Annotated in this window: 13 protein-coding genes; 12 read left to right on the top strand and 1 reads right to left on the bottom strand. The window is 56.7% G+C overall.

Annotated features, from left to right (window positions below; all coding sequences use genetic code 11):
- Positions 1 to 8: 8 nt before the first annotated feature.
- Positions 9 to 707, bottom strand: coding sequence for an RNA polymerase sporulation sigma factor SigK (gene sigK, locus B5477_RS13800; protein ID WP_079700217.1), 699 nt, complete (start codon positions 705 to 707; stop codon positions 9 to 11).
- A 323-nt stretch (positions 708 to 1,030) separates the two neighbouring features.
- Here sigK and adhE point away from each other — a divergent pair, with 323 nt between their 5' ends.
- From adhE to B5477_RS13750, 12 genes are all read left to right on the top strand, one after another.
- A complete protein-coding gene (gene adhE, locus B5477_RS13795; protein ID WP_079700216.1) occupies positions 1,031 to 3,628 on the top strand; it encodes a bifunctional acetaldehyde-CoA/alcohol dehydrogenase in 2,598 nt (865 codons plus the stop codon).
- 286 nt (positions 3,629 to 3,914) lie between these two features.
- A complete protein-coding gene (locus B5477_RS15385; protein WP_242942207.1) occupies positions 3,915 to 4,277 on the top strand; it encodes a ribbon-helix-helix domain-containing protein in 363 nt (120 codons plus the stop codon).
- A gap of 129 nt (positions 4,278 to 4,406) precedes the next feature.
- Entirely contained in the window at positions 4,407 to 4,709 is a 303-nt protein-coding gene (locus B5477_RS13790) for a DUF6809 family protein (protein WP_079700215.1), read from the top strand.
- Between the two features lie 455 nt (positions 4,710 to 5,164).
- Positions 5,165 to 6,247 carry a hypothetical protein gene (locus B5477_RS13785; protein WP_079700214.1) on the top strand — a complete coding sequence of 361 codons (1,083 nt, stop codon included), beginning with the start codon at positions 5,165 to 5,167 and terminating at the stop codon, positions 6,245 to 6,247.
- A 317-nt stretch (positions 6,248 to 6,564) separates the two neighbouring features.
- A complete protein-coding gene (locus B5477_RS13780) occupies positions 6,565 to 7,704 on the top strand; it encodes a hypothetical protein (protein WP_079700213.1) in 1,140 nt (379 codons plus the stop codon).
- Positions 7,705 to 8,137: 433 nt separating this feature from the next.
- Positions 8,138 to 9,307 carry a hypothetical protein gene (locus tag B5477_RS13775; RefSeq protein WP_079700212.1) on the top strand — a complete coding sequence of 390 codons (1,170 nt, stop codon included), beginning with the start codon at positions 8,138 to 8,140 and terminating at the stop codon, positions 9,305 to 9,307.
- 155 nt (positions 9,308 to 9,462) lie between these two features.
- Positions 9,463 to 9,627, top strand: a complete 165-nt coding sequence (locus B5477_RS15115) for a hypothetical protein (protein ID WP_159449061.1) — start codon at positions 9,463 to 9,465, stop codon at positions 9,625 to 9,627.
- A gap of 41 nt (positions 9,628 to 9,668) precedes the next feature.
- The gene (locus B5477_RS13770) at positions 9,669 to 10,841 is read left to right on the top strand and encodes a hypothetical protein (protein WP_079700211.1); all 1,173 of its coding nucleotides are present in this window, start codon (positions 9,669 to 9,671) and stop codon (positions 10,839 to 10,841) included.
- A 268-nt stretch (positions 10,842 to 11,109) separates the two neighbouring features.
- Positions 11,110 to 12,030 carry an ABC transporter permease gene (locus B5477_RS13765; protein ID WP_079700210.1) on the top strand — a complete coding sequence of 307 codons (921 nt, stop codon included), beginning with the start codon at positions 11,110 to 11,112 and terminating at the stop codon, positions 12,028 to 12,030.
- A gap of 31 nt (positions 12,031 to 12,061) precedes the next feature.
- Positions 12,062 to 13,237: an ABC transporter permease gene (locus B5477_RS13760; RefSeq protein WP_079700209.1), complete on the top strand. Its 1,176-nt coding sequence runs from the start codon at positions 12,062 to 12,064 to the stop codon at positions 13,235 to 13,237.
- A 17-nt stretch (positions 13,238 to 13,254) separates the two neighbouring features.
- The gene (locus B5477_RS13755; protein ID WP_079700208.1) at positions 13,255 to 14,271 is read left to right on the top strand and encodes an ABC transporter ATP-binding protein; all 1,017 of its coding nucleotides are present in this window, start codon (positions 13,255 to 13,257) and stop codon (positions 14,269 to 14,271) included.
- Positions 14,268 to 15,236: an ABC transporter ATP-binding protein gene (locus B5477_RS13750; RefSeq protein WP_079700207.1), complete on the top strand. Its 969-nt coding sequence runs from the start codon at positions 14,268 to 14,270 to the stop codon at positions 15,234 to 15,236. The genes B5477_RS13755 and B5477_RS13750 overlap by 4 nt, the downstream gene beginning before the upstream one ends.
- The last annotated feature ends 59 nt before the right edge of the window (positions 15,237 to 15,295 follow it).

The following is a 15,295-nucleotide window of genomic DNA, read 5'->3' as shown; positions in this document are numbered from 1 at the left end:
CCCTTTCCCTAGATAGCCGTCTTGCTTTCAAACAGCTTTTTCAGGGTGCCGATCGCCTTTTTCTCGATGCGCGATACATAGGAGCGCGAAATTCCCAGCTTATCGGCCACCTCCCGCTGGGTCAGCGGCTTCTGGCCGCGCAATCCGTAGCGCAGGTAGATGATCTCCCGCTCCCGCGGGGCGAGGTTTTGCGCGATGAAGGTGTGCAGCTGTTCGGATTTAATCCGCAGGTCGATCTCGTCATAGATGTTGCTGTCGTCGGTCATGATGTCCTGGAAGGTCAGCGAGTTGCCGTCCTTGTCGGTGTCGATCGGGTCGTTGATGAAGACGTCCTGCGCGAACTTGCGCCGCCCGCGGAAGTGCATCAAAATCTCATTTTCGATGCACCGGCTCGCGTAAGTCGCGAATTTGGTCCCCTTCTCGCAGTCGAAGGTGGAGACCGCCTTGATCAGCCCGATCGTGCCGATCGAGATCAGGTCGTCCTGGTCTTTGAAGTTGGAGTAGTACTTTTTGATGATGTGCGCCACTAGGCGCAGGTTGTGCTCGATGAGCTGATTCTTCGCCTCGGTGTCCCCCTCCCGCGCGCGTAGCAGGTATTCCCGCTCCTCCTTGGCGCTGAGGGTACGGGGGAAGGAGCCGCTGCCGGTGACGTGCAGGGCAAAATATAAAAGGTTGCAAAGAGAGAGCAATATCAAGGCCGAGTACATATCCGATTTCCCCTTTTCTCTGATTACTTATATATAAGTATATGGGTTGTACTATACGGGGCGGCACCGGACAAACGGGCCCGGGAAAACGATCAAAAAAACAGCGGATGCCCCCTGTTTTTGAGCGAAAAATATGGTACACTAAGACCAGCAGGATCCGGCAGTAAAAAAGGTGCAAATTTCTTGATAATTTTTTAACGAATACACTTGACATGCAGGCTGGAGCATGATATATTGTTGTTAAAGAATTAACAATCATTGTAATTCCGAACCTTTAGGCCGCAAGATAAACCCAAGATTGATTGAGAAAGGAACGAAGAGAAATGGCAGAAAAGAAAAACCAGGCTCCCGTTGAAACCGGCCCGATGATTGACAAGCTGGTGGCAAACGCGAACAAGGCGCTCGAGGCGTTCATGCACATGACGCAGGAGCAGATCGATGAGATCGTCCATGCGATGGCGCTCGCGGGGCTGGACAACCACCAGAACCTGGCCAAGATGGCGGTGGACGAGACCGGCCGCGGCGTGTTCGAGGACAAGGTCATCAAAAACATCTTCGCCACCGAATACATCTGGCATTCCATTAAATATCAGAAGACCGTCGGGATCGTGGACGAGAACGAGATGGAGGGCTACGTCGAGGTAGCCGAGCCGGTCGGCGTGGTCGCGGGCGTCACCCCGGTTACCAACCCGACCTCCACCACCATGTTCAAATCCCTGATCTGCATTAAGACCCGCAACCCGATCATCTTCGGCTTCCACCCCTCCGCGCAGAAATGCTCGGTCGAGGCGGCCAAGATCCTGCGGGATGCGGCCATCGCCCACGGCGCCCCGGAAGGGTGCATCCAGTGGATCGAGTACCCCTCGATCGAGGCGACCAGCGCTTTGATGAACCATCCCGGCGTTTCGATGATTCTGGCCACCGGCGGCTCCGGCATGGTCAAGAGCGCCTACTCCTGCGGCAAGCCGGCGCTCGGCGTCGGCCCCGGCAACGTGCCCTGCTACATCAACAAGAATGTGGACGTCGAGCGCGCCTGCAACGACCTGATCCTCTCCAAGACCTTCGACAACGGCATGATCTGCGCCTCCGAGCAGGCGGCCATCGTCGACAAGGAGATCGCGCCGCAGTTTGAGAAGATCATGACCTACTACGGCTGCTATTTCCTCAAGGGCGACGAGATCAAGAAGGTTTCCGATTACGTCATCAACGCCCAGAAGCAGTCGGTCAACCCCGTCGTGGTCGGCCAGCCGGCCTGGTGGATCGCTGAGCAGGCGGGCGTCAAGGTTCCGGAAGGCACCAAGATCCTGCTCGCCAAGCTGGACGACGTGGGCCCGGATTACCCGCTCTCCCGCGAGAAGCTCTCCCCGGTTCTGGCCTATTTCGTGGTCAAGGATGCCAAGGAAGGCTTTGAGAAGGCCAAGAAGATGCTCGAATTCGGCGGCCTTGGGCACAGCGCGGTCATCCATTCCAACGACGAAGAGCTCTGCCACGCCTACGGCGAGGAGATGAAGGTCGGGCGCGTGATCGCCAACTCTCCGTCCTCCCAGGGCGCCATCGGCGACATCTACAACACCAACACCCCGTCCCTGACCCTCGGCTGCGGTTCGTTCGGACACAACTCCACCACCTCCAACGTGTCCTCCGTCAACCTGATCAACAAAAAGCGCATCGCCAAGAGGAGAGTCAATATGCAGTGGTTCAAGATTCCGCCGAAGATCTACTTCGAGAAAGATTCCATCCAGTATCTTGAGAAGATGCCCGACATCTCCCGCGCCTTCATCGTCACCGACCCGATGATGGTCAAGCTCGGGAACGTCGATAAAATCCTCTATTACCTCAGAAAGCGCTCCGAATACTGCCACGCTGAAATCTTCTCCGAGGTCGAGCCCGATCCGTCGGTCGCCACCATCATGAAGGGCGTACAGGCGATGAACGCCTTCCAGCCGGATGTGATCATTGCACTGGGCGGCGGCTCGGCCATGGACGCGGCCAAGGGTATGTGGCTCTTCTATGAGCATCCCGATACCGACTTCGACGGCCTGCGCTTAAAGTTCCTCGACATCCGCAAGAGAACCTATCACTTCCCGCACCTGGGCGACAAGGCCAAGATGGTCTGTATCCCGACCACCTCGGGTACCGGCAGTGAGGTCACCTCCTTCTCGGTCATCACCGACAAGGAGAACGGGAACGTCAAGTACCCGCTGGCCGACTACGAGCTCACCCCGGATGTCGCGATCATCGACCCGCAGTTCGTCATGTCCCTGCCCAAGAGCGCGACCTGCTACACCGGCCTGGACGTGCTGACCCACGCGATCGAGGCTTATGTTTCGATCCTTTCCTCGGACTACACCGACGGCCTTGCCATGCAGGCGATCGAGATGGTCTTCGAGTACCTGCCGCGCGCTTATAAGAATGGCAACACCGACGAGGAAGCCAGGGAGAAGATGCACAACGCCTCCTGCATCGCCGGTATGGCCTTCACCAACGCGTTCCTTGGGCTCAACCACTCGATGGCCCACAAGCTCGGCGGCGAGTACCACATCCCGCACGGCCTGGCCAACGCGGTGCTGCTGCCCAATGTGATCGAGTACAACGGCTCCAAGCCCACCAAATTCGCTACCTGGCCGAAATACGGCAAATTCGTGGCCGACAAGAAATATGCCAAGATCGCCAAGCACCTCGGGCTCAAGTTTAACACCACCGAGGAGGGCGTCAAGGCCTTGGCCGACGCGGTACGCGCCCTGATGAAGGAGATTGATTGTCCGATGTCCATCCGGGAATGCGGCGTGGACGAGGCTGTCTTCATGGCGGGGCTCGAGAAGCTCAGCTATCGCGCCTTCGAGGACCAGTGCACCACTGCCAACCCGCGCTACCCGCTGGTTACCGAGATCGAGGAAGTCTACAAGAAGGCTTTCAACTAGCGGCAGGCGGCAGGCTGCCGCTCCCAATACGCGAAGGAATCAGCGTGCAAAGCGGGAGTGCTCAGCCCGCGTCCTGAATGCGAGCGGCGAAAAACAGATAAAAACGCGGCGGATACTTCCGCCGCGTTTTTCTGTGATATAAAATAATGGGGTTCCAAGGGGGCGACGCCTCCTTGGCGGGTGCGGGCGGAGCCCGCGACCTTTCCTGGGTTGCTGGCGCTCACGGCTACAAATCCTCCCAAAGATCAGGAAGGGGAGCAAAAAGCTCCCAGTGGGAGGTTTTTGCGTGGGGGAACCCTATCAAGGGGTTCCCCCAAAGCGGCGGGGCGCCGCTTGCCTATTCGCGCTCTCTACTTTCGTGGAGGGCGCAAATTTTTCTGCACGCGCTGGAAATTTTTTTAAAAAAACCTTGACTTTTGTTGCTACGTATCATATAATACTATTGTCGCTACGAAAGGAGGGGAATCATATCAGCGAACAGAAAAAAATGGGGCGTCCAACGAACAACCCCAAATCGACGATGTTCCGTGTACGACTCGACGACGAAAGTATAAAGAAACTTGAAGAATCTGCCGAGGCGTTGAGCACAACAAAATCGGACGTTGTTCGTGAGGGGATTGATCTTGTTTACAAAAGCCTCAAAAAATGAAGGAAGCGGCACACCCCTCACAAGGAACACCGCTTCCCCCGCACACAGCCTCCGAAAGGAAAACTGCGTAAATATTTTACCATACGTAATTTCTTCTTTCAAGGGGCGTGTGCTGAAAGGAGTAGAATTATGAAAAGTATATTGGAGCACTTTGCAAACGGAGACCTCAACCCCTTGGCCAGGAAATTCAGCCCCGGCTCCCCCTACGCCGAGTCTATACACGTCCTGGGCGAAAAACGAGACGAACTGGAGGCCCTTCTTTCCCCGGAGCAGTCCCGGCTCCTGGAGGAATACGCCGTCCAGCACAATGAAACAGACGGGCTCAACGGCATCGACGATTTCATTTGTGGATTTAAGATCGGTATGCGTATGGCAATCGAGGTGTTCGAAGAGCAAAGCCCTATTATGGGAGTAGGAATGTTCGACAATTAGCAGTCAGCCGCTGCGGGAGCTCCCGCAGCGGCTGAACTTTTCCGTTGTTTGAAGAGATCGTTTTTGAGGGAACCCCCTCTTGGGGGTTCCCCGTCAAACCTTCCACTGGAAGGTTTGCCTCCCCTCCCCGCGCTTCGCTGGCGCTGAAGGTCGCGGGCTCTGCCCGCACCCGCCAAGAGGGCGTCGCCCCCTTGGAACCCTCTTATTCAGGACGCGGGCTGAATATTGCCGCCTCGCACGCTAGTCCTTTCGCGAATTGGGAGCGGCAGCCTGCCGCCGCCTCGTATCGGGAGTGGCGGCTCGCTACATTTTTTCATTTATTTTCCTCGTTTCTTTCAGCGCAAGAACACGAAACGGTCACGTTCCCCGGGTATCCTGGAAATGGATTCGGGAGAGTCCCAAACCTCTCCCCGCCGGAAAATGATTTTAAAGAAGAAAGAGGAGGAATCTCCACAATGAAAAAAGTAATGGCAACCTTATTGGCCGGATGCCTGCTGTTGGGCAGCGTACTGAGCGCTTCGGCCGCGTCTATCAGCAAGAGCAGCTCCAGCGTCTCGGGCTATTCCCTGACCGTGGGCCCGGGGGATGACAATGCGGAGTACTCGGACGGCGCGCCGGAAATCTATACCTACGGTACCGACAGCATGAAGGAAGCGGAGATCGCAATCATTCCCGAGAGCGGGTATGAAATCACCGACGTGGACGTTTCGGTGAACACCAGCAACATCTCGGCGAGCTACAAGAAGAACGACGGTACGGTCAGCGACCCCGGCGTGCTCACCATCAAGGGTAAGGCGGGCGTGCGGGTATTCGAGCTGGAGGATTACGAGCTCGACCTGGATATCACTCTGGAGGACGACGCCACGGGGGATGAATACGATGTGACCATCACCATCTATGGCGAGGAGTTGACCGCCTATTCCCCCTCCCGCGAGGTGGAGAGCGACGAGACCTACACCATTACCAAGTCGCTGGGATGCATTTTCGAGTTTGACGAGTATATCGACGAGGAAACCCGCATCCGGGTGGACGACGACATCGATCTCTACTTTAACGGCAATTACGGCACCGACTATGAGAACCTGCGGGTGGTGACCGACTCGATCAGCGAAATCGACAAGGCGCTGAGCGATCTCTATGTCGATTACTATGACTTTATCGCCAGCCCGAAATTTGCGAGCGCGGTCGAGGTCGAGATTAAGGCGGGTACCGAGGCCTATATTTACGAATATAATAAGAAGACCGGCGATCTGACCCTGGTCGACGCCGAGTACGACGGCAACTGGATCTTCGAGACCAAGACGCTGGGCACCTACATCGTGACCGACGAGGAGATCGACGAGTCCATGCTCTCCACTTCCACTGCCGATGAGGACAGCACGGATGACACCGAGTACGACGATGTCGATTCGGTGAGCGATTCCGAGAAGACGAACCCCGGCACCGGCGCCGCTGGCAGCCCGGCCCTGGCCGTCCTGCTGGGCATTGGCTCCCTCTGCGCCGCCGGGCTGGCTGCTTACCGCAAGGCCGCGCGCTGAACCTACCCCCTCAGACAGGTTCATACACTGTTTTTTGAAGAAGGACCGCAGTAAAGCTGCGGCCCTTCTTCTGCGCGGATACGCCGATTTTGTCACCAACTTGTCATTTTTTTGCCGCTTCCACCATATTCTGTGGACGGGCCTGAAACGGAAGCCCAATTGCTGGTGGAGAGCGCCAAAGCGGGTCGCCGTCCGCCTGGCTTGCGAGCGCACAAAACCATTATTTTCCTTGCAAAATTTGTCAACTGCGGATATACTATAAATAGAATATTGTACCTTGTGAGGAGCTTAAAAGGGTCCGAAGGGGGAGGAGACATATGAAAAAGACGTTATCAATCCTGCTGGCGGCGGCAATGGCCCTCGGCTTGGCTACGGTCGGATTTGCGGCGGACATCGAGCGCAGCAACCATATTTCCGGTTTCTCGCTGATTGTCAGCAGCCGGGATGACAATGCCGAATACCGCAGCGGCGCGCCCTATCTGGTCACCTATGGGCCGGACAACGGGGCTGCCACCGACGAGGAGAACGCGGCGAGCAAGGTGAAGATCGAGATCGAGCCGGCCAGCGGCCAGCGGATCACCAAAATCAGCACCCATGCCAATTCCAAAAACGTCAAGGTATCCTCCAAGATCTACGACGGCATGAGCCCGAACCCGCCGGTCGTCACCATCAAGGGCAACGCCGGTGTGCGGGACCTCGACTGGGAGGACTACGAGGTGGAGATCGACCTCGAGATCGGCGACTACAACGTCGCGGACGGACGCACTTATAATGTAGAGGACGTCACCATCACCATCTACGGCGACGAGGCGATTGCCTACTCCCGCATCTGCGAGGTGGAGGACGATACCAACTATACCATCTCGGAGAAGAAGGGCTGCGTCTTTAAGTTTATCGAGGACATCGACGAGACGGTGCGCATCCGCTGCAGCGACGACGTAGACGTCTACTTCCGCGGCGACTACGGCGACGACGAGCTGGTCAACTTGGGGATTTCCACCGATGCGATCAGCCGGGTGGACGATTTCTACTTCAATACCAACGTGAACTATTATAAATTCCTTGGCTCACCCCGGCCGGGCTCCAAGGTGCAGGTCGCGATCGAGGCGGACCCCGATACCTATTTATATGAGTTCAAAAACAATAAGGTTTCTGAGATCAACGCCGGCTACGACAATGGGCAGTGGTATTTCTCCACCCGCCAGCTTGGCACCTACTTTGTGGCGGACGAGGAATATAAGGGTCCGGACGATCTGAATTCCGACTCGAGCAGCAGCGAAGAAGAGACAGAGAAGATTCCGCCCTCCGGCGATGCCGATAACGCCAACAAGATCCAAAACCCGTCCACCGGCTCCAACGACTATATGGGCGTGGCCTCGGTGCTGCTGGTGATTTCGGTGATCGTGGTGGCCGGGTTGCTCTTCTACCATAACTACCGCAAGCGCCGCCGCAGCTGAGCGCAAGAATAGACAATCATGAAACCACCGGCATATGCCGGTGGTTTTTTTATTGTGGGGCGCAGCAATAAAAGTGGATGTGCCAGTAGGACGGCCATAAGAATCGATATCCGATTGTCCCTGGATAAAGCGGCGGGATTTCTAGCGCATTGCAGGTTACAAATTGTAATTTTTTAGAGTTTTTGTAACCAAAATTCCAAAAAAACCAGAATATTCCTATGGTGTATAAAAAGAAAGTATTGCAGATAAACGGCTTAATTGTGCGGATTATAAGCAAAAATAAACGGTAACAAATTAATTACAAAAAAGTATCAAAACCTCTTGCAATTTGAAACCAGATACGCTATACTATAGTCACGGCAAGGGTAGGAAATGGAGAGCCACCCGAACCGAGATTGATTTTAAAGTAAAACCTTAAGAGGAGGAAATTCCAATGAAGAAAGTACTTTCTACAGTACTGGCCGCCACCATGATTATGGGTACGGCTTCGATTGCCTTCGCGGGCACCATCCAGAAAAAGTCCGGTAGCACCCACGGGTACTCCCTGACCGTCAGCAAGGACGACGACAATTCCACTTTCGAGGACGGCGCGCCGTTCCTGGTGACCTACGGTCCCGACAATGCGGGCACCGATGAGGACACCGCCGGTAATAAGGCTGAGATCGTGATCGAGCCCTACTCCGACGCTGTCAACAATGTGTATCAGAGAATCTCTGATATCAAGGCTCACGTCAACACCAGAAACGTGACCGCTTCTGTCAAGAAGAACGACGGTATCGAGTACAAGGATGTCAACGACAACAACAAGCAGTACAACGCTCCGGTCCTGACCCTGAAGGGCAACGCCGGCGTGCGCAACTTTGAGTTCGAGGACTACGAGGTTGAGCTGGACATCACCATCGGCGACGCGAAATTTGATCAGACCTCCAAGAAGCTGGTCAAGGGCGTTGAGAACGAGAAGGACATCACCGTCACCGTCCGTCACGACGAGGCTGCCGCTTACTCCCGCATCCAGGAGTTCCAGGAGGACACCAACTACACCAACAACAAGAACAACGGCGTTGTCTACAACTTCGACGAGGTCATCGGCGAGGAGTCCAGAATCCGTGCCAACGACTATGTCGACGTGTACTTCAAGGGCAACTACGGTACCGACTACGAGAACATGAGACTGGTTGACGACGATATCTCCGAGATCGTTGAGTTCTTCGGCGACGTCGATGTTGACTGCTATGACTTCGTCGCTACCCCGAAATTCGCTTCCAACGTCAAGGTTGTCATCGACGCCGACGAGAGCTCTGTGCTCTACGAGTACAACAAGAAGACCGGCGATGTGACCCGTGTCGACGCTGAGTACGAGAGCAATGGCTGGGCGTTCGAGACCAAGACCCTCGGCACCTACATCGTGGCTGAGGAGGAGTACGAGGAAGGCAATGTGTCCAAGGACGAGTCCTCCTCTTCCGAGGATGAGAAGGAGCCCACCGACAGCGACAAGCAGAACCCCGGCACCGGTGCCAACGACATGGTCGGCGCTGCCGCTGCCATGGCGGTCGTCTCCCTGGTCGCTGCTGGCGCGATCTCCCTCAAGAAGGCTTCCAAATAAGAATCGATCTCTGGTAATCAGAACGGTTTAAAACGAATCAAACCCGGCCCACTCTCCAGGGCCGGGTTTTTCGTCGTGCAAGGCAGTTGCGTCTTTGTAATCTATGGATAATTTTGTTACGCAAAACGAAAATAAAACAGGAATGGATAGAAAAAATGCTGGATAATATCCTTGGAAAACGGCATGTTTATGCGGAGAAAACCAGCAAGGAAATGGGTAACAAAATAATTACAAAAAAATTTCAAAAACCTATTGCAATTTATTCCTCCATCGGTTATACTAGGGTCATGGCAAGGGCAGGAATGGAGAGCCGCCCTTGACTTAGCGATTTTAAAGTAACAATTAAGAGGAGGAAATTCCAATGAAAAAAGTACTGGCTTCAGTGCTTGCTGCTGCGATGGTTCTCGGCACCGCTTCTGTTGCGTTTGCTGGCACCATTAGCAAGAACGGTAAGAAGAACGGCACTGCTTATGGCATCAGCGTCGGTATGGACGATGACAATGCCGAATTTGAGGACGGCGCTCCGTACCTCGTAACCTATGGTCCCGATGATGCGGGCACCGATGAGGACGAGGCTGGCAACGAGGCAAAAATCACCATTTATCCTGACTTCGCTGGTAGCAACTATCTGAGAATCACCGATATTGATGCTCATGTCAACACCAAGAATATCACTGCTTCTGTGAAGAAGAATGACGGCATCTACTATCAGGATCCGGTTGCAAACAAGACCTACTATGCTCCTGTTCTGACCCTGAAGGGCAACGCTGGACTGCGCACCTTCGAGTTTGAGGACTATGAGGTAGAGCTTGATCTTACCATTGGTGAGGCGAAGTTTGAGAGTGTCGGTGGCCAGAACAAGCTGCTCAAAGGCGTTGACAACGATAAGGACATCACCATCGTTATCAAGCATGACGAGGCTGTTGCCTACTCCCGCATCCAGGAGTTCGAGGAAGACACCAATTACACCAACAGCAAATCCAACGGTGTTGTTTACAACTTCGACGAAGTGATCGGCGACGAGTCCAGAATCCGCGCCAACGACTATGTTGACGTGTACTTCAAGGGCAACTACGGCACCGACTATGAGAACATGAGACTGGTTGACGACGACATCGATGAGATCGTTGATTTCTTCGGCGACGTTGACGTTGACTGCTATGACTTCATTGCCAACCCGAAGTTTGCCTCCAAGGTCAAAGTTGTGATCGACGCTGACTCCGGCTCTGTGCTCTACGAGTACAACAAGAAGACCGGCGACGTGACCAAGGTTGACGCTGAGTACGATAGCGACGGTTGGGCGTTCGAGACCAAGGTTCTTGGCACCTACATCGTGGCTGAGGAAGAGTACGAGGAAGGCACCATCTCCAAGGACGGCGAGACCTCTTCTGACGAAGAGACCGAAGAGCCCACCGATGGCGACAAGACCAACCCGGGCACCGGCGCTAACGACATGGTCGGCGCTGCCGCTGCTATGGCTGTAGTCTCCCTGGTCGCTGCTGGCGCTGTTGCGTTCAAGAAGGCTTCCAAGTAATTAATCGAAAGATTAAGATTACAAGCTAACTAAATGATAAACCCGGCCCACTCTCCAGGGCCGGGTTTTTCGTTATAGAAACAAAGAAGGCATGCTGTAGTTTTACAGCATGCCTTCTTCCATGCAATTGATTCATATTGCGTCCGGACATCCCAGGCAGGTTCAGGAAGGAAATGGCACCTTTGCCCTCATTTTTTCAGGGTTTTGAGCGAAGTGGTTTATTTGGGCCCCTGCAGGTCAAAAATAACTCCCATGGAGGGAAAACGATATGCTTCGATATATACTAAAACGCCTGCTGTCCATGCTGCTGACCTTGTTTTTATTGGCGACGGCGGTTTTTTTCCTGCTTCGCTTCATACCTGGCAGCCCGTTCACCCGCGAGCGGACCCTCTCGCCTGAAATCGAGGCGCTGCTGCGGGAAAAATATAATATGGATGCCCCGCTCTGGCAGCAATACCTCGACTACATGGGAGACCTGCTCCATCTGGACCTCGGCACCTCGATCCAAATGCTCGGAGTGCGGGTCAACGACATGATCAGGAACGCCTTCCCGGTCTCGGCCGCCCTGGGCTTTTGGGCGATCCTGCTGGTGATCGTCATCGGGATCCCGCTCGGGGTGCTCGCGGCGCTGAAAAGGGGCCGGTGGCCGGACTACCTGATCTCTTTCCTGACCACGCTGGGGATCGCGGTGCCCAGCTTTGTGATCGGCTCCTTTATCCTCTATGTCTTCGGCGAACGGCTGGGCTGGCTGCCGCCGGGGGGCCTCTATGGCTGGCGCTCCTATATCGGCCCGGTGCTGGCGCTGGGCGGCTTCTCGATGGCCTTTGTCACCCGTCTCACCCGCTCGTCCATGCTGGACGTGACCAGCATGGACTATATCCGCACGGCCAGGGCCAACGGCCTGCCGCGGGGGAGGATCGTCTTTCGCCACGCACTCAAAAACGCACTGATCCCGGTGGTGACCTATCTCGGCTCCACCTTTGCCGCGATCATCACCGGCTCGTTCGTGGTGGAGAAAATTTTCGCCGTGCCCGGGATGGGAAAATACTTCGTGGAAAGCATCAACAACCGCGATTACACCGTTATCATGGGAACCACCCTGTTCTTCGCCGCGCTCTATGTGGTGATGGTCTTCCTGGTCGACGTGGCCTATGCGCTGATCGACCCGAGAATAAAACTTCAGGATTAACCGAAACGTCCGGAAAGGAATGGTCATTCTTATGCAAAACCTCTGGGAATTCGTGGACCGCTCGGGCGCCGGCGCCGGGGAGCAACCGCGGGAGAGCCTAACCTATTGGAAGGACGTCTGGCGGCGGTTTCGCAAAAACAAGCTGGCACTCGTGGGGCTCTGCCTGATCGTGCTAATCCTGCTGCTGGCCCTCGTGGGGCCGGTTCTGAGCTCTCACAGCTATTCCGACCAGAATCTGGCGCTCGGCAATATCCCGCCCATCCTGCGGGTGACCGATCTCGGGCAGGGCAGCAAAATCTATGTGCAGGAGAGCCTCTATCAGATCATCCGGGTGACCGATAAGGGCGAGGTGCTCGGGCCCGCGGCTCTGCTGAAGAATGACACCATCGGCCGGCGCAAGGTTTTCGAGGTGGACGGGAATGAAGTCACCCTCGATTACAGCATGGCGCGCGAGGCCGGCAGCACCAAAAAGTACGAGCTCTACCTAAACGGCAGCAAGGTGATGGGTGGGAGCAAAACCGTCCTCAACCGCTCCAACCTGCTGGGGACCGATAAGCTCGGGCGGGACGTGTTGGCGCGCACCCTCTACGGCGGGCGGATCTCGCTCTTGGTGGGGATCGTTTCCGCGCTGATCACCATGCTCGTGGGGGTGGCCTACGGCGGCGTCTCGGGGTATGAGGGCGGGACGGTGGATAACGTGATGATGCGCATTGTCGACCTCTTGAACTCGATCCCCCTCATGCTGATCGTCATCCTCTTGATGGTGGTCACCAACCGCAGCGACGTGGGGATCGTGATCCTCACGATCTCGCTGGTTTACTGGCTGCCGATGGCGCGCCAGGTGCGCGGGCAGGTGATGAGCCTCAAGGAGCAGGAATTCGTGCTGGCCGCCAAGGCCCTGGGCGCGCCCAAGAGCCGGATCATTTTCAGGCACCTGATCCCCAATGCGATGGGGCCGATCGTGGTTTCGATGATGATGAGCATCCCCCAGGCCATCTTCACCGAATCCTTCCTGAGCTTTGTGGGGCTGGGGGTCGCGGCTCCCGCCGCCTCCTGGGGGACGCTGGCCAACGACGCGCTGGGAGGGATCCGCAGCTATCCGTATCTGCTGATCGTGCCGTCGGTGGCCATCGCGCTGACCATGTTCGCCTTCAACTTCGTGGGGGACGGGCTGCGCGATGCGCTTGACCCGCGCCAACGCCAGTGAGGAAAGGAGAGGTAGGAGTGTCGGATAATTTGTTGCAGGTGGACCACCTGCGCGCCTCCTTCTTTACCCATGTGGGCGAGGTGCAGGCGGTGCGGGACGTCAGTTTCAGCCTAAAGAAGGGCGAAATCCTGGGGCTGGTCGGGGAATCGGGCAGCGGGAAGAGCGTCACCTGCATGTCGGTGATGAAGCTGCTTTCCCACCCCGGGCGGATCACCGGGGGCGCGGTGCACTTCCGGGGCCGCGACCTGGTGCCGCTGGGCGAGCGGGAGATGCAGCAGGTCCGGGGGAACGAGATTTCGATGGTCTTCCAGGACCCGATGACCTCCTTAAACCCGGTCTATACCGTCGGCAGCCAGATGGTCGAGGTGATCCGGCAGCACCGCCCCCTGGACCGCCGGCAGGCGAAGGAGGCCGCAATCAAGATGCTCTCCCTGGTGGGGATCCCCTCGCCCGAGGAGCGCTTTCATAATTATCCGCACGAATTTTCGGGCGGCATGCGCCAGCGCGCTCTGATCGCGATGGCCCTCTCCTGTGACCCCGGGCTGCTGATCGCCGACGAGCCCACCACCGCGCTGGATGTGACCATCCAGGCCCAGGTGCTCGAGCTGATCGGGGAGGTACGCGAGCGTCTGGGCACCTCGATCATTCTGATCACCCACGATTTGGGGGTGATCGCCGAGAGCTGCGAGCGGGTGATCGTGATGTACGGCGGGATGATCATGGAACAGGCGCCGGTGGAAAAAATCTTTTTCGACCCGCGCAATCCCTACACCCTGGGACTTCTGCAGTCGGTGCCCGATCCGACGAAGGAAACCCGCGAGCGGCTGCAGCCTATCCCGGGCAGCCCGCCCGATCTGCTGAATCCGCCGCGCGGCTGCCCCTTCAGCGGGCGGTGCCGCTTTGCCATGCACATCTGCGAGCAGCGGCTGCCGCCGCTCTATGAGGTCGAGGAGGGCCACCAGTCCCGCTGCTGGCTGCTGGACGAGGCGGCGCCGCGGGTGCCCGAGATCAGAAAAGAGGGGGCAAAAGGATGAGCGAGCCGATTTTAAAGGTTGAGCACCTGAAAAAATATTTCGTGGCGGGCGGCGGCTTCCTCGGCGGGAATCAGCGGGTGATCAAGGCGGTGGACGACGTTTCCTTCACCCTCCTCCCCGGCGAGACGCTGGGGCTGGTCGGCGAGTCGGGCTGTGGAAAGTCCACCACCGGGCGCACCGTGCTGCGCCTGTACGAGCCGACCGACGGCAGGATTATCTTTGAGGGCGCCGACATCACCAACCTCTCGGGGCGGGAGCTGCTGCCCTACCGGCGCAAGATGCAGATGATCTTTCAGGACCCCTACGCCTCGCTCGATTCGCGCATGACGGTGGGGGATATCGTGTCCGAGCCGCTGGACATCCACCATCTCGCGTCGGGCAAGGAGCGCGAGGAGCAGGTGCGCTCCCTGCTCGAGAGGGTGGGACTGAAACCCGAATATGCCAGCCGTTACCCCCACGAATTTTCCGGCGGGCAGCGCCAGCGCATCGGGATCGCCCGGGCGCTGGCGGTGCGACCGCGCTTCATCGTCTGCGACGAGCCGATCTCGGCGCTGGACGTCTCGATCCAGGCACAGGTGGTCAATATGCTCGAGGATTTGCAGGAGGAGTTTGCGCTCACCTATCTCTTCATTGCCCACGACCTGTCGATGGTCAAGCATATTTCCACCAGGATCGGGGTGATGTACCTCGGCAAGCTCGTCGAGCTCGGGCAGAGCGACCAGCTCTACCACGACCCGCAGCACCCCTATACGAAAGCCCTGCTCTCGGCCATCCCGGTCCCGAACCCCAAGGCGAAAAAGGAGCGGATTGTGCTGCAGGGCGACGTGCCCTCCCCGCTCAACCCGCCCAGCGGCTGCCCGTTTCGCACCCGTTGTCCCCATGCGATGAAGGTCTGCGCCGAGGTGGAACCGAGGCTGCAAAACATTTCGGATGAGCGGCAGGTCGCCTGCCATCTCTTCCGCTAGGGGATAATTAGGCCGCCTCCCAGAAATACTAAGAAAAAGTGTATTTCCGGGAAAGGAAT

The sequence above is a fragment of the Provencibacterium massiliense genome (genome assembly GCF_900169495.1).
In the GTDB taxonomy this organism is placed as follows: domain Bacteria; phylum Bacillota; class Clostridia; order Oscillospirales; family Ruminococcaceae; genus Harryflintia; species Harryflintia acetispora.
This window is presented reverse-complemented; position numbering and strand designations above follow the sequence as displayed.

What these genes read in the sequence shown, in the direction of transcription:
- B5477_RS13750 (WP_079700207.1), top strand. Translation starts at nt 14,268, where the DNA reads ATGAGCGAGCCGATTTTAAAGGTTGAGCACCTGAAAAAATATTTCGTG.
- B5477_RS13775 (WP_079700212.1), top strand. Translation starts at nt 8,138, where the DNA reads ATGAAGAAAGTACTTTCTACAGTACTGGCCGCCACCATGATTATGGGT.
- B5477_RS15115 (WP_159449061.1), top strand. Translation starts at nt 9,463, where the DNA reads ATGCTGGATAATATCCTTGGAAAACGGCATGTTTATGCGGAGAAAACC.
- sigK (WP_079700217.1), bottom strand. Translation starts at nt 707, where the DNA reads ATGTACTCGGCCTTGATATTGCTCTCTCTTTGCAACCTTTTATATTTT.
- B5477_RS13770 (WP_079700211.1), top strand. Translation starts at nt 9,669, where the DNA reads ATGAAAAAAGTACTGGCTTCAGTGCTTGCTGCTGCGATGGTTCTCGGC.
- adhE (WP_079700216.1), top strand. Translation starts at nt 1,031, where the DNA reads ATGGCAGAAAAGAAAAACCAGGCTCCCGTTGAAACCGGCCCGATGATT.
- B5477_RS13760 (WP_079700209.1), top strand. Translation starts at nt 12,062, where the DNA reads ATGCAAAACCTCTGGGAATTCGTGGACCGCTCGGGCGCCGGCGCCGGG.
- B5477_RS13790 (WP_079700215.1), top strand. Translation starts at nt 4,407, where the DNA reads ATGAAAAGTATATTGGAGCACTTTGCAAACGGAGACCTCAACCCCTTG.
- B5477_RS13780 (WP_079700213.1), top strand. Translation starts at nt 6,565, where the DNA reads ATGAAAAAGACGTTATCAATCCTGCTGGCGGCGGCAATGGCCCTCGGC.
- B5477_RS13765 (WP_079700210.1), top strand. Translation starts at nt 11,110, where the DNA reads ATGCTTCGATATATACTAAAACGCCTGCTGTCCATGCTGCTGACCTTG.
- B5477_RS13785 (WP_079700214.1), top strand. Translation starts at nt 5,165, where the DNA reads ATGAAAAAAGTAATGGCAACCTTATTGGCCGGATGCCTGCTGTTGGGC.